General features: G+C 55.7%; 20 protein-coding genes and 1 pseudogene. 11 read left to right on the top strand and 10 right to left on the bottom strand.

The window, feature by feature from the left end; all coding sequences use genetic code 11:
* Nucleotides 1–24 precede the first annotated feature (24 nt).
* The 4 genes and pseudogenes from MY052_RS11475 to MY052_RS11460 all read right to left on the bottom strand — a co-directional run bounded on the left by MY052_RS11475 (nt 25) and on the right by MY052_RS11460 (nt 2,205).
* The gene (locus MY052_RS11475) at nt 25–534 is read right to left on the bottom strand and encodes an FCD domain-containing protein (RefSeq protein ID WP_248538844.1); all 510 of its coding nucleotides are present in this window, start codon (nt 532–534) and stop codon (nt 25–27) included.
* Nucleotides 535–573: 39 nt separating this feature from the next.
* A protein-coding gene (locus MY052_RS11470) for an IS1 family transposase (RefSeq protein WP_248537139.1) occupies nt 574–1,271 on the bottom strand; the annotation gives its coding sequence in 2 pieces (ribosomal slippage) (nt 574–1,022 and nt 1,022–1,271; 699 coding nt in all).
* A 55-nt stretch (nt 1,272–1,326) separates the two neighbouring features.
* A pseudogene (locus MY052_RS11465) lies at nt 1,327–1,461 on the bottom strand (GntR family transcriptional regulator); the annotation flags it as partial.
* A gap of 171 nt (nt 1,462–1,632) precedes the next feature.
* Nucleotides 1,633–2,205: a helix-turn-helix domain-containing protein gene (locus MY052_RS11460; RefSeq protein WP_248538843.1), complete on the bottom strand. Its 573-nt coding sequence runs from the start codon at nt 2,203–2,205 to the stop codon at nt 1,633–1,635.
* Between the two features lie 40 nt (nt 2,206–2,245).
* Between MY052_RS11460 and MY052_RS11455 the strand changes: the two genes are divergently transcribed.
* Nucleotides 2,246–2,764: a GNAT family N-acetyltransferase gene (locus tag MY052_RS11455; RefSeq protein ID WP_202217966.1), complete on the top strand. Its 519-nt coding sequence runs from the start codon at nt 2,246–2,248 to the stop codon at nt 2,762–2,764.
* Nucleotides 2,761–3,210 carry a DMT family transporter gene (locus tag MY052_RS11450; protein ID WP_123651973.1) on the top strand — a complete coding sequence of 150 codons (450 nt, stop codon included), beginning with the start codon at nt 2,761–2,763 and terminating at the stop codon, nt 3,208–3,210. Before MY052_RS11455 ends, MY052_RS11450 begins: the two co-directional genes overlap by 4 nt.
* A 101-nt stretch (nt 3,211–3,311) precedes the next feature.
* Here MY052_RS11450 and MY052_RS11445 read toward each other — a convergent pair whose 3' ends face one another.
* Together MY052_RS11445 and MY052_RS11440 are read right to left on the bottom strand one after the other, a co-directional pair.
* Nucleotides 3,312–3,545 carry a DUF2526 family protein gene (locus MY052_RS11445; RefSeq protein WP_035897830.1) on the bottom strand — a complete coding sequence of 78 codons (234 nt, stop codon included), beginning with the start codon at nt 3,543–3,545 and terminating at the stop codon, nt 3,312–3,314.
* A 9-nt stretch (nt 3,546–3,554) separates the two neighbouring features.
* The gene (locus MY052_RS11440) at nt 3,555–5,162 is read right to left on the bottom strand and encodes an ABC transporter substrate-binding protein (protein ID WP_248538842.1); all 1,608 of its coding nucleotides are present in this window, start codon (nt 5,160–5,162) and stop codon (nt 3,555–3,557) included.
* A 257-nt stretch (nt 5,163–5,419) separates the two neighbouring features.
* Here MY052_RS11440 and MY052_RS11435 point away from each other — a divergent pair, with 257 nt between their 5' ends.
* The 4 genes from MY052_RS11435 (at nt 5,420) to MY052_RS11420 (ending at nt 13,425) form a co-directional block, all read left to right on the top strand.
* The gene (locus tag MY052_RS11435; protein WP_248538841.1) at nt 5,420–6,754 is read left to right on the top strand and encodes an SrfA family protein; all 1,335 of its coding nucleotides are present in this window, start codon (nt 5,420–5,422) and stop codon (nt 6,752–6,754) included.
* A 3-nt stretch (nt 6,755–6,757) separates the two neighbouring features.
* The gene (locus MY052_RS11430) at nt 6,758–9,739 is read left to right on the top strand and encodes a virulence factor SrfB (protein ID WP_248538840.1); all 2,982 of its coding nucleotides are present in this window, start codon (nt 6,758–6,760) and stop codon (nt 9,737–9,739) included.
* Nucleotides 9,736–11,859: a virulence factor SrfC family protein gene (locus MY052_RS11425; protein WP_248538839.1), complete on the top strand. Its 2,124-nt coding sequence runs from the start codon at nt 9,736–9,738 to the stop codon at nt 11,857–11,859. The genes MY052_RS11430 and MY052_RS11425 overlap by 4 nt, the downstream gene beginning before the upstream one ends.
* A gap of 132 nt (nt 11,860–11,991) precedes the next feature.
* Complete coding sequence (locus tag MY052_RS11420; RefSeq protein ID WP_248538838.1) at nt 11,992–13,425, top strand: aldehyde dehydrogenase; 1,434 nt, start codon at nt 11,992–11,994, stop codon at nt 13,423–13,425.
* 86 nt (nt 13,426–13,511) lie between these two features.
* Here MY052_RS11420 and MY052_RS11415 read toward each other — a convergent pair whose 3' ends face one another.
* Nucleotides 13,512–14,300 (bottom strand): PhzF family phenazine biosynthesis protein, encoded by a 789-nt coding sequence (locus MY052_RS11415; RefSeq protein ID WP_248538837.1) that lies wholly within the window; start codon nt 14,298–14,300, stop codon nt 13,512–13,514.
* A gap of 200 nt (nt 14,301–14,500) precedes the next feature.
* Between MY052_RS11415 and MY052_RS11410 the strand changes: the two genes are divergently transcribed.
* Complete coding sequence (locus MY052_RS11410; RefSeq protein WP_248538836.1) at nt 14,501–15,700, top strand: sugar transporter; 1,200 nt, start codon at nt 14,501–14,503, stop codon at nt 15,698–15,700.
* A 48-nt stretch (nt 15,701–15,748) separates the two neighbouring features.
* Here the strand turns inward: MY052_RS11410 and MY052_RS11405 are convergent, their stop codons facing one another.
* On the bottom strand, nt 15,749–16,417 hold the full coding sequence (locus MY052_RS11405) for a MarC family NAAT transporter (RefSeq protein ID WP_035895733.1): 669 nt from the start codon (nt 16,415–16,417) through the stop codon (nt 15,749–15,751).
* 229 nt (nt 16,418–16,646) lie between these two features.
* Here MY052_RS11405 and marR point away from each other — a divergent pair, with 229 nt between their 5' ends.
* The 3 genes from marR to marB are packed head-to-tail and all read left to right on the top strand — an operon-like array spanning nt 16,647 to nt 17,728.
* A complete protein-coding gene (marR, locus tag MY052_RS11400) occupies nt 16,647–17,081 on the top strand; it encodes a multiple antibiotic resistance transcriptional regulator MarR (protein ID WP_035895735.1) in 435 nt (144 codons plus the stop codon).
* A 20-nt stretch (nt 17,082–17,101) separates the two neighbouring features.
* Nucleotides 17,102–17,485 carry an MDR efflux pump AcrAB transcriptional activator MarA gene (gene marA, locus MY052_RS11395; protein WP_035895737.1) on the top strand — a complete coding sequence of 128 codons (384 nt, stop codon included), beginning with the start codon at nt 17,102–17,104 and terminating at the stop codon, nt 17,483–17,485.
* A gap of 30 nt (nt 17,486–17,515) precedes the next feature.
* A complete protein-coding gene (gene marB / locus MY052_RS11390) occupies nt 17,516–17,728 on the top strand; it encodes a multiple antibiotic resistance protein MarB (RefSeq protein WP_035895739.1) in 213 nt (70 codons plus the stop codon).
* 38 nt (nt 17,729–17,766) lie between these two features.
* Here the strand turns inward: marB and eamA are convergent, their stop codons facing one another.
* A complete protein-coding gene (eamA, locus tag MY052_RS11385) occupies nt 17,767–18,669 on the bottom strand; it encodes an O-acetylserine/cysteine exporter (RefSeq protein WP_123651965.1) in 903 nt (300 codons plus the stop codon).
* Between the two features lie 194 nt (nt 18,670–18,863).
* On the opposite strand from eamA, the gene ydeE reads away from it, so the two are divergent.
* Nucleotides 18,864–20,054 carry an efflux MFS transporter YdeE gene (gene ydeE, locus MY052_RS11380; protein ID WP_248538835.1) on the top strand — a complete coding sequence of 397 codons (1,191 nt, stop codon included), beginning with the start codon at nt 18,864–18,866 and terminating at the stop codon, nt 20,052–20,054.
* 87 nt (nt 20,055–20,141) lie between these two features.
* Here ydeE and MY052_RS11375 read toward each other — a convergent pair whose 3' ends face one another.
* A complete protein-coding gene (locus MY052_RS11375; RefSeq protein WP_248538834.1) occupies nt 20,142–21,245 on the bottom strand; it encodes a cobalamin-independent methionine synthase II family protein in 1,104 nt (367 codons plus the stop codon).
* Nucleotides 21,246–21,265 lie beyond the last annotated feature (20 nt).

The raw sequence follows: 21,265 nt of genomic DNA, 5'->3' as shown, positions 1-21,265 counted from the left end.
GGAAACGTATTTTCCAGACGTAAATTAATGCCGATACTGCTGTTTCAAATACGATGTTGATTCATCAATAATTTGACATATCGCCGAATAACTTTCTGTTGAATCCCTTTTTTCCAGCGCATCCAACAATGGTTGATACACATTTTGATGCTGAAACGGTTCCATAGAATTTAAATATAAAAAATGCAGACTTGGTCCCGCTCGCACCCATAATTGTTCAATCATTGCCATTAAGGTTGGCATTTCCGCATAGGTGTATATCTGGAATCGAAATTGATAATTAGTATGCAGCATACGGGTAACGTCACCGGCAGATTTTGCCTCATGAAAGGCTTCGGAGAGAGACTTTAATGCCCTCATTTTATCTGCGGTTATATGTTCTGAGGCCGCTGCTGTCGCCATCCCTTCAAGGTTTTTTCGAATCCGGTTAATTTCAAGATAGGCCGAGTTGGTTAGCGCTGGTACCATAAAGGCCTGAGCAGGCGCTGCCTGAAGCGCCCCGAAGGAAACCAAACGCAGCAGCGCTTCACGCACCGGTGTAATACTGATGCCCTGGTTGGTAATGACTCCAACTTACTGATAGTGTTTTATGTTCAGATAATGCCCGATGACCTTGTCATGCAGCTCCAGCGATTTTGAGAACGACAGTGACTTCCGTCCCAGCCTTGCCAGATGTTGTCTCAGATTCAGGTTATGTCGCTCAATGCGCTGAGTGTAACGCTTGCTGATAACGTGCAGCTTTCCCTTCAGGCGTGATTCATAAAGCGGCCAGCCATCCGTCATCCATACCACCACATCAAAGACCGACAGCAGCTCCAGAAGACGCTCCAGTGTGGCCAGAGTACGCTCACCAAAGACGTGTGCCACCACCGTCCTGCGCATCCTGTCATAGGCGTAAAATAACCAGCGCTGACATGATTTAGCCCCGACGTAGCCCCACTGTTCGTCCATTTCCGCGCAGACAATGACGTCACTGCCCGGTTGTATGCGCGATGTTACCGGCTCCGGCCTGAGTTTTTTAAGTGCCGTAAAATCGTGTTGAGGCCAACGCCCATAATGCGGGCACTGGCACGGCACCCAACCCCATTCATAGCCATATCAATGATTTTCTGATGTGTACCGGGTTGAGAGGCGGTGTAAGTGAAGCTGATTTGCCATGTTTTACGGCAGTGAGAGCAGAGATAGCGCTGATGTCCGGCAGTGCTTTTACCGTTACGCACGACGCCTTCGGTAGCTGAACAAGTGGGACATCTGATGGAAATGGAAGCCACGCAAGCACCTTAAAATCACCATCATACACTAAATCAGTAAGTTGGCAGCATTACCGCCCTGGTTTATGGCTATTTCTCGGGTGACTAATCGCTCCCCGGGTTTTAACGCCCCCATGACAAGCGCATTCTTGATATTGTTCTCTACTTGCTGTGTCAAACTGATACGTTGTGCTTTAGCAAAATCCAGCATAATTATTATAACTCCGCGTATTTATTTACCCAGACCATTTATAATTAATAGCTGGGGTTTTATTTTTTGCGCAGAAAATACGATATATATTTTTATCACAATTAGATTTAAGCAAAATTAATAGAAAATTAATCATGCGTAAACTATGTAATCTGGCTGCTGAATCGTTAACTACAGCGGCACGTTAAGTCTGACGACCAGATAGGTGCAGGATTTACCGCTGTCGTTAATAAAACGGCAGTCGTTTGGCGGCCCAAGTTCAAGGCAGTCTCCGGTTTGCATTCGATGCGCTGTATCGCCTTCCATAAACAGCAGCTCGCCTTCCTGCATCCAGATAAGCTGTCGCGCCATGGCGTAGGCCGATGCGGGCATCGGGATGTCGCTACCCGCCGGTAGCTCAATTTGCACCAGATCGACCGGAAGCTCGCCGCGTGGCGAGACGTGGCGACGCAGATAGTGGGTCTGCGGATCGTGCCAGACCGGCTGGTCGGCAAATCGCAGCAGCTTCCCTTCCTGCATTTCTGCACGGGCAATCAGCGTCGACATACTGATACTGAAGGCACCCGAAAGCCGCGCCAGCAGTGCCGCTGTTGGGCTGCTCTCGCCGCGTTCAATTTTGTGGATCATCGCCCGCGAGACACCCGCACGCTCGGCCAATTCGCTCAGCGACCAGCTGCGCGACTCACGCTCAATGCGAATTCTTGCACCGATCCGTTGATTTAAGTTGTCTTCAATAGTATTCATATCGTAATAATATAGTGAACAACACTCAGGACGCAACTCCATGGCTATTCGTTTTGCAACAAAAGAAGACTGTGCCGCCATTGCGGCAATCTATAACCACGCGGTCGTCCATACCGCCGCTATCTGGAACGATAAAACCGTCGATACCGATAACCGCATTGCCTGGTTTGAAGCGCGTCAGCTCGGTCATTTCCCGGTGCTGGTGAGCGAAGAAAACGGTGTCGTAACCGGCTATGCCTCCTACGGCGACTGGCGTAACTTTGACGGTTTCCGCCACACCGTTGAACACTCAGTCTACGTCCATCCGGAACACCAGGGCAAAGGGCTCGGCAATATTCTGCTCGGCGCGCTGATTGATGAGGCCCGCCGTCGCGGCAAGCACATGATGGTCGCGGGTATCGAATCACAAAACCACGCTTCGTTGCACCTGCACGAGAAGCACGGTTTTGTCATCACGGGGCAGATGCCGCAGGTGGGGACGAAGTTTGGTCGCTGGCTGGATCTCACCTTCATGCAGCTGCAGCTCGATAATCGCAGCGACCCGGATGGACAGGCATGAATCAGTCCCTCACGCTGACGTTCCTGATAGCCGCCGGGATTGGGCTGGTTATCCAGAATACGCTGATGGTCCGTATTACCCAGTCAGCCTCCACTATTCTGGTGGCGATGCTGCTGAACTCGTTGGTGGGCATTGTGCTGTTTGTCAGTATTTTGTTGATTAAACACGGGCTCGCGGGCGTAAGCGAGCTGGTGGCGACCATTAAATGGTGGACGCTAATTCCCGGCCTGCTCGGGTCGTTCTTCGTGTTTGCCAGCATCAGCGGCTATCAGTACGTGGGGGCGGCAACGACCATTGCTGTGCTGGTCGCGAGTCAACTCATCGGCGGGCTGGTGATGGACGTCGTCAGAAGCCACGGCGTACCCTGGCGAGCGCTCATCGGGCCGGTATGCGGCGCGGTGATGTTGATTGTGGGAGCATGGCTGGTAGCAAAGCGCCAGTTTTGATGCACGACCATTCCCGGCGGCGCGTGGCTCTGCCGGGCTACAGAATGTCGTGAACAACCGTAGCCCGGCCAAGCGAAGCGCCGCCGGGAACAATGCCAGACTTAAAGAATGGCCCCACCTGAAGTGAGCTGCTCTTTACGCGTCTCTTCCTGCTCGCGCAGGTGTTGACCATGATGTGAAATCGCCACGCGCAGGCGCTGCTGCTGGGTGAAACGATCTTCGCGACTCAGTTCTGGATCGTCGCTTAATACCACCAGCAATTCATTCATATGCGTAATCACGCTTTCCTGCACCGCGGCATCCACGCGCGCGATGACCTCATCCAAATGTGACATATTCACTCCTTAATTGATTTTCACTTTCGAGAAATCGCTGCCCATCAGGCTGACGCTATAACCCGTAATGTTGCTACGCGTCGCGTAGAAGGTTTTGCCGTTTGCCAGCGCAATCCACGGTGCCTGTTGGTAGAAAATCTCCTGCGCCTGGCCGTAGAGCGCGGCACGCTTAGCCGGGTCGCTCACCACCAGCGCCTTTTTCACCAGACCATCATACTCTTTATTGCACCAGCGCGCGGCGTTAGAGCCCGTTTTAATGCTGTCGCAGCCGAGCAGCGTATTGGCAAAGTTATCCGGGTCGCCGTTGTCCGACATCCAGCCGTACAGCGCGCTGTCGTGCTCACCCTTGCGGATACCGGTGAGGTATTCACCCCACTCATAGCTAACGATCTTCGCTTTGATACCTACTTTCGCCCAGTCATTCTGGATCATCTCCGCAATACGGCGTGAGTTCGGGTTATACGGACGCTGTACCGGCATCGACCACAGGGTCACTTCCGCGCCCTTCTCAAGCCCTGCCTGTTTCAGCAACGCTTTCGCTTTCTCCGGATCGTAACTGTAGTCTTTGAGATCTTTGCTGTAACCCATCATATTCGGTGGGATCGGCGATTTCGCCACGGTGCCGGAACCCATAAACACCGCGTTAACGATAGCCTGTTTGTCGGTGGCGTAGTTTAACGCCTGACGTACCAGCACGTTATCAAACGGTTTTTTCTCGGTATTAAACGCCAGATAGCCGACGTTCAGTGCCTCAACCGCATGCAGCGTCAGATCTTTATTACCCTTAATGACGTCGAACTGAACCGGCGACGGTGCCGGGATTATCTGGCATTCGTTGGTTTGCAGTTTCGCCAGACGCGTTTCCACATTCGGGGTAATGGAGAAGATCAGATGCTTAGTCGGTACCGCGCCGTCCCAATAGTTCGGGTTTGCCAGGTAACGAATCTGTGAATCCACCTTGTACTGTTGCAGTACGTACGGGCCGGTGCCAATTGGCCAGTTGTCGACGTTTTCCGGCGTGCCTTTTTTCATCATCTGGTCGGCATATTCCGCCGACAGAATCGAAGCGAAGTCCATCCCCCAGTCAGCAAGGAACGCGGCGTTCGGTTCGCTCAGCACAAACTGGACATGATAATCATCGACCTTCTTCACCTCTTTGATGAGCTTATCGAGGCCAACATCGCTGAAGTACTCGTAGTTGCCCTGCGACACTTTGTGATACGGGTGATTGACATCTTTCTGGCGCATGACGGAGAAAATCACGTCATCAGCGTTGAAATCACGCGTTGGTTTGAAGAATTTATTGCTGTTGAACTTCACGCCCTGACGCAGCGTGAAGGTATAGGTCAGGCCATCCGGAGAGATGGTCCAGTCCGTTGCCAGTGAAGGCACCGGGGTATTTTTCACCGGATCAAAGTTGATCAAGCGGTTATACAGCACCTGCGAGCTGGCCACGAAAGACGGGCCGGAACTGGCAATCTGCGGGTTGAAGGATTCTGGCGATGCTTCGGAACAGTAAACCAGCGTGTCGGTGTTTGCCGCATAGGCGCTTGCCGGTAACAGCGCGCTGAAGGCCAGCGCGAGGAGCGTTTTCCCTGTGGTGTTCCCTGTGATCATGGTTATAAGCCTTTCGATTTTATTATATGGACGGCTTAATAACAGCACAGGGGCAGATAACTGGCAAATAACCAATTTGTCTCAGGTTATGCTGAATAACCGTTTATTGCTGGTTTCTTCATCGCCTGTCTTTTGATTTGACTTAAGTCCAGCCATTCAATGCCGCGAGAATTACCCTATTTACCCCTCTCTTTCGCCGTTTGTTGCTTTTTGCTTTGGGTAAAGTAATCCCGTGAAGAAGTCTATGGGACAGGAACGTGGCAAAAACTCTTTTACGCAGTGGAAGTCTTGATGACTTTCAGGCCGTAGGCGGCGGCGGGCAAACCGTATTTCATTCTGCGCTTCAGGTGCGCGAAACGCTGCGTTTACGCAAACAGCTGGCGTTGGCCGACTGCCTGGCGATACCGCAACTGAATGATGAAGGCGACCGCGTTGACTGGTACTCCCCGGTCGATGGCGAGATCATTGGCTGGAAAGCCGCCGATGAGGCCGAGCGCACCCGCGCGCTACACTATTTAGAAAGCTTGCAGGAAAGCGCCCGAGCGCTCAGTAAAAAATGTCTGCAATCAGATAAAACCGCACAGCAGCTTTTTGGCGCGCTGCTGGAAAAATCGCTGCAGTTTCCCGGCGAAAACCACCTCTTTCTGGTAGCGGGCAAACCGGTTATCAGCTTCTGGGGCTTCGTGAATCTTAACGAAAGCGCGCGTGAAGATGCGCTCGATTGCCTGCGCTACGTCGAGCCGGAAATCATAGTCGAAGAAGAGCCGGTAATCACCGAAGTGCCTGAAGTGGAAGAGCCTGAAGAGGTTCTCGTCACGTTTAGTGAAGCCGATGCTCCGCTTATCTCCGCCAATGAACCATTAATAAACGCCTATACGCTGCCGGTGGAAGAAGCCGAAGAGCCGCATACACCGGCTGCTGCTGTAATATCAGTGCCAAAAACGCGTCGTCCGCGTTGGGTCTGGGGGCTGCCGCTGGCCGCTGCGGTTGCAGCCGTAGCCATTGCCGTCCCGTTGATGATCCCAACTACGCAGGCTGAGTCCGAACCCGTCGCTCAGGTTGAACCTGCGCCTGTGCCTGCACCAGCCATGCCAAAAGCGCCCGACATGCCGATGCTAATTAGCGATCTGCCGCTGCATCAGGCGAGCGTCAAGCCAGAACCTGTCGTTGAGCCAGAAGAGAAACCGGTGGTGATCGCCGTTATTCCTAAAGATGCGATGGTGATGGATGCCGACCAGCTTCGCGCCGGAACCACCCGCTTCCTGAACGGCACCTGGCGCGTCCAGATGGACGTCAGCGACGCCCACAGTGGCAAAGCACCAAGCCTGCGTTATCAGATTCAGAACAACAAAGGCACCGCTCGCGTGGTGCGTGAAGGCAGTATCGTCTGCAAAGCGGCGGTCTTCTCTGGCCTGCATCAAAACGGCGAGTTGATGATAAAGAGCCGCGGTAACGCGCAGTGCAGCGACGGCGCACGCTATCCGCTGCCGGAAATTAGCTGCAAGCCTGGCAACAGCAACGTCGCCGTCTGCACCGCACGGTTTGATGCTAAAACCGTTGTGCCGTTGACCTTTAAAAAGACGGGAGCCTAAGCCATGTTGGTCACCCTTTGCGATTACAAACAGAGCGTTACGCTGATTGCCAACAGCGGCGTACAGTTCCTGGATTTCGGCCTGAGTCCACAAGAGTCGTTGCAGCACGGGCGCTTCGTGCGCAAAACCGCCAACGGCCCCCTGCTGCGCCTTGATTATGACGTAGTCAATCAGCGCTATACGCTGCCGGGTGAGCCCGGTCGCGCGCCTGAAGTGGTTAAGCCCGAATCCACGCTTGCCCTGCACCACTCGCTGACGCTGCTCGACGGCGTCTGGCTACCGCTGCCGTTCCTGCGCTTTAACCCGCCGCGGACCTTCGTTGAAGGGCCGGATAACTGGGCTCGCGTGCAGATAAGAAAACTCGCCGAACCGGACAGCGCGGGCAACACTCACCGCGTAACGCTGGCGTTCGACAGCCAGATAAGCCCGGACGATGCGATGTCGCTCTCCCCGGTCGCTGGCGATCTGCTGAACGGTACCCGTTTTGCGCTGGCCTGGCGCGATAATGAAATTGCCGACTTCCTCGATCAGACCTGGATTGACGGCTGGCTGCGCGAAGTGTTCCAGCAGACCACTACCACCCATGAAGCCCGAAGCGAACGTGATATTGCCCAGGCGCTGCGCAGCTTTGAATATCAGGGCCACTGGATGAACATCCTGGCGCTGCTCGGCGAACAGCTGACGGTGCCGGAAATTAAAATGGTCACCGCCACCCTCAGCACGCCGGCTATCCCGGTGGATTTAATTCTCGACGTGGGCAACACCCACACCTGCGGCGTGAGCATCGAAGATCACGGCGATGCCAACGACGGCCTGCGTCAGACCGCAGAGCTACAGGTGCGCTCGCTAAGCGAGCCGCAATATCTGAACGAACCGCTGTTTACCAGCCGGGTCGAGTTCTCAGAATCCCGCTTTGGCAAGCAGCACTTCTCCGTCGAAAGCGGGCGCGAAGACGCCTTTATCTGGCCATCGCTGGTGCGCGTGGGCGATGAAGCCCGCAAGCTGGCAATGCAGCGCTCCGGCACCGAAGGCTACAGCGGCATCTCCAGCCCGCGCCGCTACCTGTGGGATGAAACTCCAACGGTCCAGGACTGGCGTTTTAGCCAGATGAACGGCAAAACCCAGCGCGAACCGCTGGCGACGGCCTTCCCGCTGATGAACCTGATGAATGATGAGGGCCAGCCGCTGTTTACCCTGCCGCCGGACGAGCGCATGCCGGTCTTCTCGCCGCAGTATAGCCGCAGTACCCTGATGACCCACATGCTCTGCGAGCTGCTGGCACAGGCGCTGGGGCAAATTAACAGCGTGGCTACCCGTCTGCGTCTGGGCTTCCCGGCTTCGCCACGCCAGCTACGTACGCTTATCCTCACCCTGCCGTCGGCGATGCCGAAGCAGGAGCGCGAGATTTTCCGTCGCCGCATGTTTGAAGCCATTGCGCTGGTATGGAAAGCCATGGGCTGGCACCCGCAGGACGACGATTTTGCTAACGTTCGCCTGCAGGAAAAGAGCGTCGTGCCGATTCCGAAAATTCATATGGAATGGGATGAAGCCAGCTGCGGTCAGCTGGTGTGGTTGTACAACGAAGCCATTTCCCATTTTGCCGGACAAACCGAAGCGCTCTTCACCGCGATGGCCCGCCCGGACCGCCAACCCGAAGCCGGTGAAACGGCTGGCCGTACGCTGCGCGTTGCCTCACTGGATCTCGGTGGCGGCACCACCGATATGGCCATCGCCGAGTACCAGTTAGATGACGGTATCGGCGGCAACGTCAAAATCACCCCGCAGCTGCTGTTCCGCGAAGGGTTCAAAATTGCCGGTGATGATGTGCTGCTGGATATTATTCAGCGTTGCGTCCTGCCCGCGCTGCAAACCCAGCTGCAAAAATCGGGCGTCGCCGATGCCCAGGCGCTGATGGCAACGCTGTTTGGCGATTCAGGGCGCTTAGACACGCAGGCAGTGCTGCGCCAGCAGACCACCTTGCAACTGTTTATGCCGTTAGGCCACGCGATTCTCGCGGCGTGGGAGCAGAGCGATGTACAGGACCCGCTGGCCGGGTTGCATGCCACCTTTGGTGAATTACTGACGCAAACGCCAACCCGTAACGTCATGAACTATGTCGGGCAGGCCATCGAACATGCCCTGCCCGCCGGAAGCGCGCCGTTTGACCTGCTTGCCGTACCATTGGAAGTCACCTTCAGCACCCTCCAGTCAGCCATGCTGGCAGGCGAATTTACCCTTGCGGGTCCGCTACACGCGCTGTGTGAGGCCATTTCCCATTACCGCTGCGACGTGCTGCTGGTAACCGGGCGTCCTGGCTGCCTGCCGGGCGTCCAGGCGCTGATTCGCTACCTCCAGCCGGTACCGGTTAACCGCATGGTCTGGCTGGATAAATACCACGTTCACGAGTGGTATCCGTTCAGCCAGCAAGGGCGTATTGGCAACCCCAAATCCACCGCCGCCGTCGGCGCGATGCTGTGCAGCCTGGCGCTGGATCTTCGCCTGCCGCACTTTAACTTTAAAGCGGCAGATATCGGCGCCTATTCCACCGTGCGCTATCTGGGCGTACTGGATAAAACCGTCAATACGCTGCGCGATGAGAATATCTGGTATCAGGATCTCGACCTCGATAAGCCCGGCGCGAAGCTCGACGCCCGCCTGCACTTCCCGCTGCGCGGCAACGTCACCCTCGGCTTCCGTCAGTTGGCGAATACCCGCTGGCCAGCCACGCCGCTCTACACCCTGAGTATCAACTCGCCGGAACTGGCCCGCGCCATCGCCGGTGATGGCGTACTGCAGGTACGACTGAAACTTCAGGGCGGGAGCAAAAGCGAAGCGCCGCAGGCATTCGTGCTCAGCGATGCGTGGCTGCAGGACGGCACGCCGGTCTCACCGGATGCGCTGACCCTGAAGCTAAATACGTTGGCCGACCGCCGTCATAGCGGCAGCCACTACTGGATTGATAGCGGGAGCGTATTCCTGAAATGACCACCGTACACGCAGTAATGGACTGGCTCGCCACCGAGCGACACGCGCACCCGGCGCTGGATGATGATGCAGACGCCCTGCTTATTCGGCTGCTGGCTCTTGACGCGCAGCAGCAAACACACCAACAGGCGATAGCGCGCCGCGCCAGCATCGCGCTGTTCGGCCATTCACAGCCGTCTAAAGCGCATCTGCTCCGTACGCTATGCGGCAGCGGCGAAGGTCGCTTGACGGTGCAAAGCGGTAGCAAAACGCTCGACTACTTCAGCCACATCAATCCGGGCCATAGCCTGACGCAAATGGCGCTGCGCTTTAGCCGAGATCAGTCCACGCCGGACGATGCCTTCCCGCTGCGCCTAAAACTGATTAGCGAAGCGGAGCTGGTTCAACTATTTATCACCCACGCCTGGCAGCGCGGCGATGTCCGTCCTCCGGACAGCAGCGTTATCGCCCAACGCCTGCGCGGCTGGCAAAGTTTACGCCAGCCGCAGCCGGTTCCAGGTCTGACGGCGACGGACATTGCCACCATCAGCCGTTTCTGGCGCGACACGCTGCCAACGGCCTATCAGCAGATTGATGATGCGCTGTGGTATCAGTTTGCTCACCTGCTGCCGTCGTTGGATCTCAGCGCTCGCGCTCGCGCCTGGTCGTTGCTGTGGGGTGAACAACAGGAACTGACCCAGCAGTGGTTAACGCTTGCCCATACGCTGCATCAGTTGGGCAATCGCCGGGAAGTGATGGCGCCGCTGAGCCTGCTGGTTGATGCGTTCGCCCTGCCGATGGATGCTTTCTTAACGCCGGGTGGCGAAACCGACGATGCCGTTCTGGTGCATCCGTTAACCCACGACGGCTACCAGAACGCCGTCAGTGTGCCGGTCACGACGCTGGCGCAGCTTACGCTGGAACTGGTGCTCAGCACCGAACACGGCGTGCTGGATAACGTCGATATTATCGATATTCCCGTACCGCCACGTGATGAAGCGTCTCCGCTATGGGCCTGCAAATGCCGCTGGTTGCTGGATTACTACCGCCAGCAACAGCAGCCGGACATTCTGCTCACCTGTAACGCCACCGCCCAGCGAACGGCGATTCCGGACACCGCAAAAACGCTGCTGCGTTGGGTAACCGAAACTCAACCCGTGCAGGAGAATAAACTGCCGGGTCTGGTGTGGGCCATTACGCCGGAAGACGACCGCTTCGTGCATAAACGTCATTTCGATGAAGCGATCCAACAGTTGGTGGGCAAACCCGGTCAGCATTGGGGAACCCTGCAAGCGCTCGATCACAGTAGCCTACAGCGCCTGATTGAGTGGCTGTCTCAGGCCTCACAGTCAGAATTACGCCAGCGTCGTTTCGCCGCGATGGCGACTGCCCGTCAGCAACAGTTACGCACGCTGTGCCAGCCGCTGCTGGCTCCGGCGCAGCCAGACACCGGAAAAGTCGAAGCCATGATCCGCGAACTACAGACGCACGCCGCACGCCATGGTGAGCTGCTGGAAAGCCTACTGCCTGAACTTGCGGCATTCGATGCCCTTTGCCAGGTTCAGCAGCAGCGCGAAGAGAAAGTCAGCGGCCTGTTTAATGATGCGGTAGACCTGTTCGCCGCACCAGAATCGGTGATGGAAAATACGCTGGTTCATCAGGATCATGGCTCGCAGGCCTACGCGCTGTGGTGTAAACATTTACGTCAATGGAGCCGTCAGCCACATGCCCTGCTCAGCGCCGATTCGCAGCAGCAGCTCGCCTTATCGCTTCTCGTTGCCAGCCAGCGTCTGGCGCTGGCGCAGCAGCTGCGACGCGCCAGCGCCGAACAGCAGGCCGGTGCCGCACAGCTTCGGGCTATTATCGGCAACTTCATTAACTGGCTGGGCTACGCAGAGCAACCGGTGTCGCAACGCCCGGCAAGCCGCATCGCCAAAGGTGAGGCCATTTTCGCCCTGCCCGCCGCGCCATCCCGTGTGCGTCTTACCCAGCTAGGTGAGCAGCCGGTACATGCCGCAACGCGCTACGTTTATGATTGGCTGGTTGCGCTTTATGCGCGCAGCACCGAACCAGGTGAAGCCGTTAACCCGCTGGCATTAAACCGTGACGCACAGCAAACGCTACAAACGATTCTCCGGTAAACCCTCGGCGGCACAAGGATGTGAACCGCTTTCAAAAGCTGAAAAAAAACGTGCGAAATCCGCATCACGGATATTCAACCCGCGGGAGCCTCTTTACACTCGATAAATAACCCGAGTCGATAAGAGGCCACCATGACCATCACCTGTACCCTATTTATTCACGGCGAAGCCTGCGCCGCGCAAAACGCCGCCATCTTCACACGCCAGAATCCGGTCACCCAAGAGACGGCGAGCATTGCGCCTGCCGCCACGCTGAAAGATGCCACCCGCACCGCCGATGCCGCCGCCGCCGCGTTTCCACAGTGGCGCGATACGTCGCCAGGTGAGCGTCGCCGTCTGCTGCTGGCCGCCGCGGATGAGTTGGAAAAACGCAGCGAGCAGTTTGTCGCTACCATGAACGCCGAAACCGGCGCTACGCCGCACTGGGCGGGGTTCAATGTGCACCTCGGGGCTGATATTCTGCGCGAAGCCGCGGCGCTGACCACGCAGATTGACGGTCAGGTGATCCCGTCAAATATTCCCGGTAATCTGGCGGTGGCCACCCGTCAGGGCGCGGGCGTCGTGCTCGGTATGGCACCGTGGAATGCGCCGATTATTCTGGCGGTACGCGCTATCGCCACGCCGCTTGCCTGCGGCAATACGGTGATCCTTAAAGGCTCCGAACTTTCACCGGCGACACAAGGGTTGATTATTGCCTCGCTGGCAGCGGCGGGCTTCCCCGCAGGCGTGGTGAACTATCTTACCTGTGCGCCGCAGGATGCTCCCGCGCTGGTTGAGACCTTAATTGCCCACCCCGGCGTACGGCGGATTAACTTCACCGGCTCTACGCCGGTTGGGCGAATCATTGCCCAGACCTGTGCTAAATACCTTAAGCCGGTGGTGCTCGAACTCGGCGGTAAAGCGCCGTTGCTGGTGCTGGATGACGCGGATATCGACCAGGCCGCCTCTGGCGCGACCTTCGGAGCCTTTGCTAACGCTGGGCAGATCTGTATGTCGACCGAGCGCATTATCGTTGAGCAGGCGGTTGCCGAACCGTTTATTCAGGCGCTCGTTAAACGGGTCAATGCGCTGCCGAATGGCGTACTGGGTTCGGTGGTGGATAACAAAACCGTGGAGCGCTGCAATGCGCTGATTGATGACGCGCTGGCCCAGGGTGCGACGCTATTGACCGGTGGGAAAGCGGAGTCAACATTCATGTCCGCCACGCTGCTGGATGGCGTCACACCGGCTATGCGTATCTGGCACGAGGAGTCATTCGGTCCGGTGAAAGCCGTTATACGCGCGAATGACCAACAGGATGCCGTGCGAATAGCCAATGACAGCGCCTACGGGCTTTCATCCGCCGTCTACAGTCGGGATACCGCCCGCGCGTGGAACGTGGCGCAGGCTTTACAAACCGGGATTTGTCACATCAATGGCCCTACGGTACACGATGAAGCCCAAATGCCGTTTGGCGGCACCAAAGATTCTGGATACGGACGCTTTGGTGGTCGAGCGGGGATACATGAATTTACGGAACTGCGCTGGGTGACAATGCAGACGCAGCCGCGAAAGCTGCCGTTCTAGTGAATTTTTAGCATTCGTGACATGCCACTCGCCCTTTCGCAAAGCCAATAAACCGTGTCACGCGGTTTATTGGCCGGCAGCCTACACTAATCCAGCAACACTTTGCCCTGTAAATAGGTTCGCGCGACGCCGCTCATCAACACTCGCTCTCCCACCCATTCACAGCGGATATCACCGCCCCGCGCAGAAACCTGCCGCGCCAACATCTGCGTTTTAGCCAATTTTTCACCCCAGTATGGGATTAGCATGGTATGCGCAGAACCGGTGACCGGATCTTCCCACACAGCTTCTCCCGGAGAGAAAAATCGGCTGACAAAATCGTATTCACCGTCGCCTGGTGCCGTCACGGAGACCTTATGTTCGCCAGGGATCATCGCGCTGATATTCGGTTTCAGCGCTTCAACTTGCTGGCGGCTCTCAAGCTCGATAACCCAAGCACGACCTTTGCGTGCATTCACATAGTGGCTCAGGCCAAGCGCTTGCAGCATGTCTGCTGGCGGCACGGCGTCGTGGGTTGGGCAGGCTGGGAAATCCAGCGTCAGCCATGCTTCGCGTCGAGAGACGGTTAGGCGCCCGGAGAGCGTCTCGAAGTGAACGCGTTCATCGGGATAGTGAAGGTGCTGAAAGACAACATGCGCGCTAGCAAGCGTGGCATGACCACAAAGATTGACTTCATTTTGGGTTGTAAACCAGCGCAGGGAGAAACCGCTGCGTTGTTTCACGATAAACGCCGTTTCCGATTGATTATGTTGCTGGGCCATTCTCAATAGCGTTTCATCGGGTAGCCAGTCATCCAGCAGGCAGACCGCCGCCGCGTTGCCGCCAAAAGCCCGGTCGCTGAAGGCATCAACCATATAAAAATCAATCTCGTGCATGCGTATTCCCTCGTCATCGGTGCGTCATAGCAAACTGACACAAAAAATTAACATCGACAAGTCTCTTTGTTTTTGCAAAAGGTGACAACGTCACACAAATATAATAATGAGAGGTATGTCACAAAACGATTGTATTTGCCGCATTATTCGCTTTAAGATCGTACGTCTCTTCTTTTTTCTAACGCTCCCGGTGCATTTTTATGACAACAAACACGGTCTCTCGTCGGATCGCGTGGCTTCGGGTAGTCACGCTGGCTATCGCTGCTTTTATCTTCAATACCACTGAATTTGTGCCGGTTGGCCTGCTGTCTGATATAGCCAGCAGCTTCGGTATGGAAACGGCGCAGGTGGGCATTATGCTGACCATCTACGCCTGGGTCGTGGCGCTGATGTCACTGCCTTTTATGCTGCTCACTAGCCAGATTGAACGCCGTAAGCTGTTGATTGGGCTATTTGTCTTATTCATTGCCAGCCACGTGCTGTCGTTCCTTGCGTGGAACTTTACCGTGCTGGTTATCAGCCGTATCGGTATTGCCTTTGCCCACGCGGTGTTCTGGTCAATTACCGCCTCTTTAGCCATTCGCATGGCTCCCGCCGGTAAACGCGCTCAGGCGCTGAGCCTGCTGGCCACCGGTACGGCGCTGGCGATGGTATTTGGGATCCCGCTTGGCCGTATCGTGGGCCAGTACTTCGGTTGGCGAACCACCTTCTTTGCCATTGGCGTGGGTGCGTTGATAACCATGCTGGCGCTGATAAAACTGCTGCCGCGCCTGCCAAGCGAACACTCCGGTTCACTGAAAAGCCTGCCGTTGCTGTTCCGTCGCCCGGCGCTGGTGAGCATCTATCTGCTTACCGTGGTAGTGGTGACCGCGCATTATACCGCCTACAGCTATATTGAACCGTTTGTGCAGACCGTCGCCGGGTTGAGCGGCAACTTTGCGACCATTCTGCTGCTGGTGCTCGGCGGTGCGGGGATTATTGGCAGCGTGATTTTTGGCAAACTGGGCAATCAGCACGCATCGGGGTTAATCAGCAGCGCAATCGGCTTGCTGCTTGCCTGTCTGCTGTTGTTGCTTCCCGCGGCGCAGGATGCGGCGCACCTGGCAGTGTTAAGCATCTTCTGGGGCATCGCCATTATGGTTATCGGTCTCGGTATGCAGGTGAAAGTGCTGGCGCTGGCACCGGATGCTACCGACGTGGCGATGTCGCTATTTTCCGGGATTTTTAATCTTGGGATTGGCGCAGGTGCGCTGCTTGGAAGCCAGATCAGTACCCATTTGTCGATGTCGTCGATTGGCTATGTGGGCGCCGTACCGGCGCTCGCGGCGCTTATCTGGTCGGTAGTGATTTTCCGCCGCTGGCCTGCGGCATCGTTAGAGGAACAAGCGCATCAGCATTGATGCGCTCGGCCGGGCTACAACGCTGAACGTAGCCCGGCCGGGGAAACCTTACGCGTGATACGTCGTAATAATCTCCAGCACACCGTTAATAATAAACTGCACGCCCATACACACCAGCAGGAAGCCCATCAGACGGGAAATGGCTTCAATGCCCCCTTTCCCGACCAGACGCATAATCGCCCCTGAACTGCGTAAACATCCCCACAGAATGACCCCCACCAGCGCAAAGATAATCGGCGGTGCTACCAGAATCACCCAATCCGGGAAGTTGGCGCCATGTTTTACCGTCGAGGCGGAACTGATGATCATGGCAATCGTTCCTGGGCCTGCGGTGCTTGGCATGGCGAGCGGCACAAATGCAATATTCGCGGTCGGCTCATCCTCCAGCTCTTCTGATTTGCTGCGCGCCTCCGGCGAGTCATGCGCCTTCTGCTGCGGGAACAGCATGCGGAAACCAATAAAGGCGACAATCAAGCCCCCGGCGATGCGCAGCCCAGGTATTGATATCCCGAATGTATTCATCACCACCTGGCCCGCATAATAGGCCACCATCATAATGGCGAAGACGTACACCGAGGCCATCAGCGACTGCCGGTTGCGCTCTGCGCTGTTCATATTACCCGAGAGCCCGAGGAACAGCGCTACGGTCGTTAAAGGGTTTGCCAGCGGCAGTAATACCACCAGCCCAAGCCCAATTGCCTGAATAAGTTCCTTCATAAACGTCTCAAAATCCTGTCTGTTTGACGAAAAAATACATGCTGTACACAAGGCCATTCCCCACCAGCGCAGCATATCTGGCTTCGGGAAGGCTAAGTACAGGATATCCTATTTATGGCTGTCTGAACCGTTTTAGCAATTCGTGGCATCGCTCCATTCATTCAGTTGACTTATGGTTGCATGAGAAATAATATCCACCGCAACTAAAGTACTTGCCAGGGCAACCACTGTGAACAGCACAAGCGATCTCTTCAATGAAATGATTCCACTTGGGCATCTGATTCACATGGTTAACCAGAAAAAAGATCGCTTACTCAACGAGCATTTATCGCCAGAAGACATTACCGCTTCGCAGTTCAGAGTGCTTTGCTCTATTCGCTGCAAAGGCAGTATCACCCCCGTGGAGTTGAAAAAGACCCTGTCGGTGGATCTGGGCGCGCTCACTCGCATGCTTGATCGTTTGCTGTGTCGGGGCTGGATAGCCCGGTTACCTAATCCAAACGACAAGCGGGGTGTATTGATTCAACTGACGCCAGAAGGCGCCACTATTTGTGAACAATGCCACCAGCTCGTTGGGCAAAACCTGCACCAGGAATTAACAAAAAACTTAACGGCAAATGAAGTTGCGACGCTCGAACTTCTCCTTAAAAAAATATTGCCGTAAACAGAAGAAGAGGTAAGACGATGTCCAGACGTAACACTGACGCTATTACTATTCATAGCATTTTGGACTGGATCGAGGATAACCTGGAATCACCGCTGTCACTGGAAAAAGTGTCAGAGCGTTCTGGTTACTCAAAATGGCACCTGCAGCGGATGTTCAAAAAAGAGACCGGTCATTCATTAGGTCAGTACATTCGCACCCGTAAGCTGACGGAAATCGCCCAGAAGTTAAAAGAAGGCAATGAGCCCATTCTCTATCTGGCCGAACGTTACGGTTTTGAATCGCAGCAGACGCTGACGCGAACGTTTAAAAACTACTTTGATGTGCCACCGCACAAGTATCGCGTAACGAATATGCGTGAAGACTCTCGCTACCTGTTCCCTATTAATCACTGTGTCTGCTAATCGCCTGCAATAAGACGTATCGAGGAAAGAATGAAACTGTTCGCTGCCGTTGCTCTCGTCACCCTGACGATGGCCGCAAGCGTAAGCTATGCGGAACAACTACCGGCACAAAATAACGCCCATCAAACCATGCTGATGCCTTCTGCCAGCAACCAGTCGCCGTTTGATTTTAATCATATGGCCGCCGGTAGCGATAAATCAGATGAACTGGGCGTACCGTATTACAACGATAACAATCGCTAAACGCTGTTGCCCCGCTCCGGCGGGGCTTTTTTATTGCCCTATCCCTTCACCGCTCGGCGAAACCCCGGGATCTTCAGACCAAAGACGTTAATCAACAGCCCGGCCATAATCAGCAGTGCGCCCACCAACTGCATGGCCGTCAGCGTCTCATCCAGCAGCAGCGCTGCACTAGCCAGCCCAACCACCGGTACCAGCAACGACAGCGGTGCCACGCGCCAGGTTTCATAACGCCCCAGCAGTGAGCCCCATATCCCATAGCCAATGATACTCGCAACAAAAGAGAGGTAGGCCAGCGACAGCACGGTGGTGAGATTAATATGAATGAGGCTTTGCGCCATCAGGTGTGGGCCTTCGAACACCCATGAGCTCAGCATAAACGGCCCTATCGGAATCAGCGCGCTCCATACCACCAGCGACATCACGCCGGTTTTCGACGGGTGTAGCATAATCTTTTTGTTGAAGATATTGCCGCACGCCCAACAAAGCGCGGCGCCTAGCGTCAGCATAAAGCCCAATAGCTGCACGTGCTGCCCGGTCATACTGGTCTCAATCAGCACCAGCACGCCAAACACGGCCAGCGAGATCCCCACCAGTTGCTTACGCTGCAAGCGTTCACCGAAGACAAACGCCCCAAGAATGATGGTAAAGAAGGCCTGCGCCTGGAGGACCAGTGACGCTAATCCGGCTGGCATGCCGAAGTTAATGGCGCAGAACAAGAAGGCAAACTGGCCAAAGCTGATGGTCAGCGCATAGCCCAGCAACAACGGCAGCGGTACACGGGGGCGCGGCACAAAGAACAGCGCAGGAAAGGCGACAAACAGGAAGCGAAGTCCCGCCAGCAGCAGCGGCGGCATGCCATGCAGCCCAACTTTGATAACCACAAAATTCAGTCCCCATACCACCACTACCAGCAGTGCTAGAAGCCCATCTTTACGCGTCATACACGCTCCACCGTTTTTTAAATTTATGTAAACACATTCAAAGTAACGAAAAATTCAGCCCAGGAATAGATCATTATTTCTGGCAGGCTGCGATCGCACTTCCCGACACGGACTTATCTATACAAGCTTCTTATGGCGTGATATTTGTGAAAGAGATAACAAAAAAAACACAACCACATCTCTCGGGCAGGAAAATGAAACCAACAACCAGACGATCCACGATTGCGCTGCTGGCCTCGTCGTTACTATTAACCATCGGGCGCGGTGCAACGCTGCCGTTTATGACTATTTACCTCACGCGGCAGTACGCAATGAAGGTAGACGCTATCGGCTATGCGCTGTCCATCGCCCTGGTAGTCGGCGTCATCTTCAGCCTTGGCTTCGGCATTCTGGCGGACAAGTTCGATAAGAAGCGCTATATGCTGATAGCCGTGACATTTTTTATCGCCGGTTTTGTCGCGATCCCGTTGGTACACAACGTGCCGCTGGTGGTGTTCTTTTTCTCACTAATCAACTGCTCGTACTCGGTTTTCTCAACCGTTCTGAAGGCGTATTTCTCCGATACGCTGACGGCAACGACCAAAGCGCGCATCTTTTCGCTTAACTACACCTTCCTCAATATTGGCTGGACCATTGGCCCGCCGATTGGCACGCTGTTGGTGATGCACAGCATTAACCTGCCGTTCTGGCTGGCGGCGATTTGCGCTGCGTTCCCGCTATTGTTTATCCAGCGCTACGTGGCGCACGTCAATTCCGCTGAAATGACGGAGACGCCGGTGGCCTGGTCGCCGTCCGTGCTGTTGCACGACCGGGCCCTGCTGTGGTTTACCCTTTCCGGCCTGCTGGCCTCGTTCGTTGGCGGCTCATTCGCCACCTGTATGTCTCAGTACGTACTGACGTTTGGCGATAGCACTTTTGCCGAGAAAGTGGTGGCGGTGATCCTGCCGGTTAACGCTGCGGTGGTGGTGACGTTGCAGTACGCCATCGGTCGCCGCCTAACGGCCAGCAACCTGAAACCGCTAATGACCTTCGGCACCCTGTGTTATGTGCTGGGTCTGGCCGGTTTTATGATATCGGGAAGCAACCTGCTGTTCTGGGGGCTGGCAGCGGCGGTCTTTACGCTGGGCGAGGTTATTTACGCGCCGGGTGAATATATGCTGATTGATAACATTGCCCCACCGGGCATGAAGGCCAGCTATTTCTCCGCGCAGGCGCTGGGCTGGCTTGGTGCAGCGCTGAACCCGCTGTTGACCGGGCAGATACTGACGCATTTCGCGCCTTACGCGCTGTTCCCTATTATGATGGTGGTTATCGTGCTGGCGTGGTGGCTGATTATTCGCGGCATTAAGGCCAGTTCCTGGGGAGCGACGGTTAGCGTTGCGTGAAGGCTTTCGCGGGGTCAGTGTTCCGCCTCGCCCGGGCTACCCGTTGTGCATCCCGGCCAAGCGAAGCGCCGCCGGGATGCACAGAAATTACCAGATATCAGCCGCAATCCCGGTCACAAGACGCACTTTATCCCACTGCTGCTGCTCGCTCAGGCTGTTCCCCTCTTCCGTCGAGGCAAATCCACACTGCGGGCTCAGGCAAATTTGATCCAGCGCGACATACTGTGATGCTTCTTCTACGCGCGCTTTCACACCCTGTGGGTTTTCCAGTTCACCGTTTTTGGTGGTGATAAGCCCCAGCACGGCTTTCTGATGCCCAGGACGAATAAAGCGCAGCGGCGCAAAATCACCGGAACGGTCGTTGTCATACTCAAGGAAGAACGCATCAACATTCACGCGACCAAACAGAATCTCCGCCACCGGCTCGTAGCCGCCTTCGGAAATCCAGGTAGAGCGGAAGTTACCGCGACACACGTGCAGACCAACGATCAGGTCATCCGGTTTTCCTTCCAGCGCGCGATTCAGCACGTCGCCATAGATAGCCGCCAGCTTATCCGGGTCGTCACCGCGTTCACGTACCTGACGGCGCTGGTCGTCAGAGCACAGGTACGCCCAGACGGTGTCATCCAACTGCAGATAGCGACAGCCTGCGTCATAAAATGCGCGGATAGCGTCGCGCCAGGTGTCAGCCAGATCGTTAAAGTAATCGGCCAGATCCGGGTATACGTTGGCATCGATATCTTTACGACCACCGCGGAAATGCAGCACGCTCGGGCTTGGGATAGTCATTTTTGGCGTGGCATCACCGCTGATGCTCTTCAGGAAGCGAAAATCTTCGAGCATTGGGTGCTCGCCAAAGCCCAGCTTACCGGTCACACGAATGCCGTGGGCACGCGTTTGTACCCCGTTGAACTGAATGCCCTTATCGGAGTCGTAACGCTCTACGCCCTGTAGTCCATCAAAGAAATCAAAGTGCCACCAGGCGCGACGGAATTCACCGTCGGTGACCACATGCAGACCGCAGTCGCACTGATGCTGCACCACGCGCCGAATCTCGGCATCCTCTACGGCACGAAGCTGCTGCGCGTTGATTTCGCCGTTGGCTAACTGCTGGCGGGCTTCTTTAATCGCCAGAGGGCGTAAAAAACTGCCAACGATGTCGGCGCGATAAGGGGCGTGTTGATGTGTCATGCGATCTCCTTACTCCATCA

The organism is Kluyvera ascorbata (genome assembly GCF_023195735.1).
Lineage (GTDB): Bacteria > Pseudomonadota > Gammaproteobacteria > Enterobacterales > Enterobacteriaceae > Kluyvera > Kluyvera ascorbata.
The sequence above is the reverse complement of the archived record's forward strand: the minus strand, read 5'-3'. Positions and strand labels throughout refer to the sequence as shown.

Coding starts and splice junctions, on each gene's coding strand:
- MY052_RS11460 (WP_248538843.1), bottom strand. CDS start 2,205: ATGAATACTATTGAAGACAACTTAAATCAACGGATCGGTGCAAGAATT.
- MY052_RS11455 (WP_202217966.1), top strand. CDS start 2,246: ATGGCTATTCGTTTTGCAACAAAAGAAGACTGTGCCGCCATTGCGGCA.
- MY052_RS11450 (WP_123651973.1), top strand. CDS start 2,761: ATGAATCAGTCCCTCACGCTGACGTTCCTGATAGCCGCCGGGATTGGG.
- MY052_RS11445 (WP_035897830.1), bottom strand. CDS start 3,545: ATGTCACATTTGGATGAGGTCATCGCGCGCGTGGATGCCGCGGTGCAG.
- MY052_RS11440 (WP_248538842.1), bottom strand. CDS start 5,162: ATGATCACAGGGAACACCACAGGGAAAACGCTCCTCGCGCTGGCCTTC.
- MY052_RS11430 (WP_248538840.1), top strand. CDS start 6,758: ATGTTGGTCACCCTTTGCGATTACAAACAGAGCGTTACGCTGATTGCC.
- MY052_RS11425 (WP_248538839.1), top strand. CDS start 9,736: ATGACCACCGTACACGCAGTAATGGACTGGCTCGCCACCGAGCGACAC.
- MY052_RS11420 (WP_248538838.1), top strand. CDS start 11,992: ATGACCATCACCTGTACCCTATTTATTCACGGCGAAGCCTGCGCCGCG.
- MY052_RS11415 (WP_248538837.1), bottom strand. CDS start 14,300: ATGCACGAGATTGATTTTTATATGGTTGATGCCTTCAGCGACCGGGCT.
- MY052_RS11410 (WP_248538836.1), top strand. CDS start 14,501: ATGACAACAAACACGGTCTCTCGTCGGATCGCGTGGCTTCGGGTAGTC.
- MY052_RS11405 (WP_035895733.1), bottom strand. CDS start 16,417: ATGAAGGAACTTATTCAGGCAATTGGGCTTGGGCTGGTGGTATTACTG.
- marA (WP_035895737.1), top strand. CDS start 17,102: ATGTCCAGACGTAACACTGACGCTATTACTATTCATAGCATTTTGGAC.
- marB (WP_035895739.1), top strand. CDS start 17,516: ATGAAACTGTTCGCTGCCGTTGCTCTCGTCACCCTGACGATGGCCGCA.
- eamA (WP_123651965.1), bottom strand. CDS start 18,669: ATGACGCGTAAAGATGGGCTTCTAGCACTGCTGGTAGTGGTGGTATGG.
- ydeE (WP_248538835.1), top strand. CDS start 18,864: ATGAAACCAACAACCAGACGATCCACGATTGCGCTGCTGGCCTCGTCG.
- MY052_RS11375 (WP_248538834.1), bottom strand. CDS start 21,245: ATGACACATCAACACGCCCCTTATCGCGCCGACATCGTTGGCAGTTTT.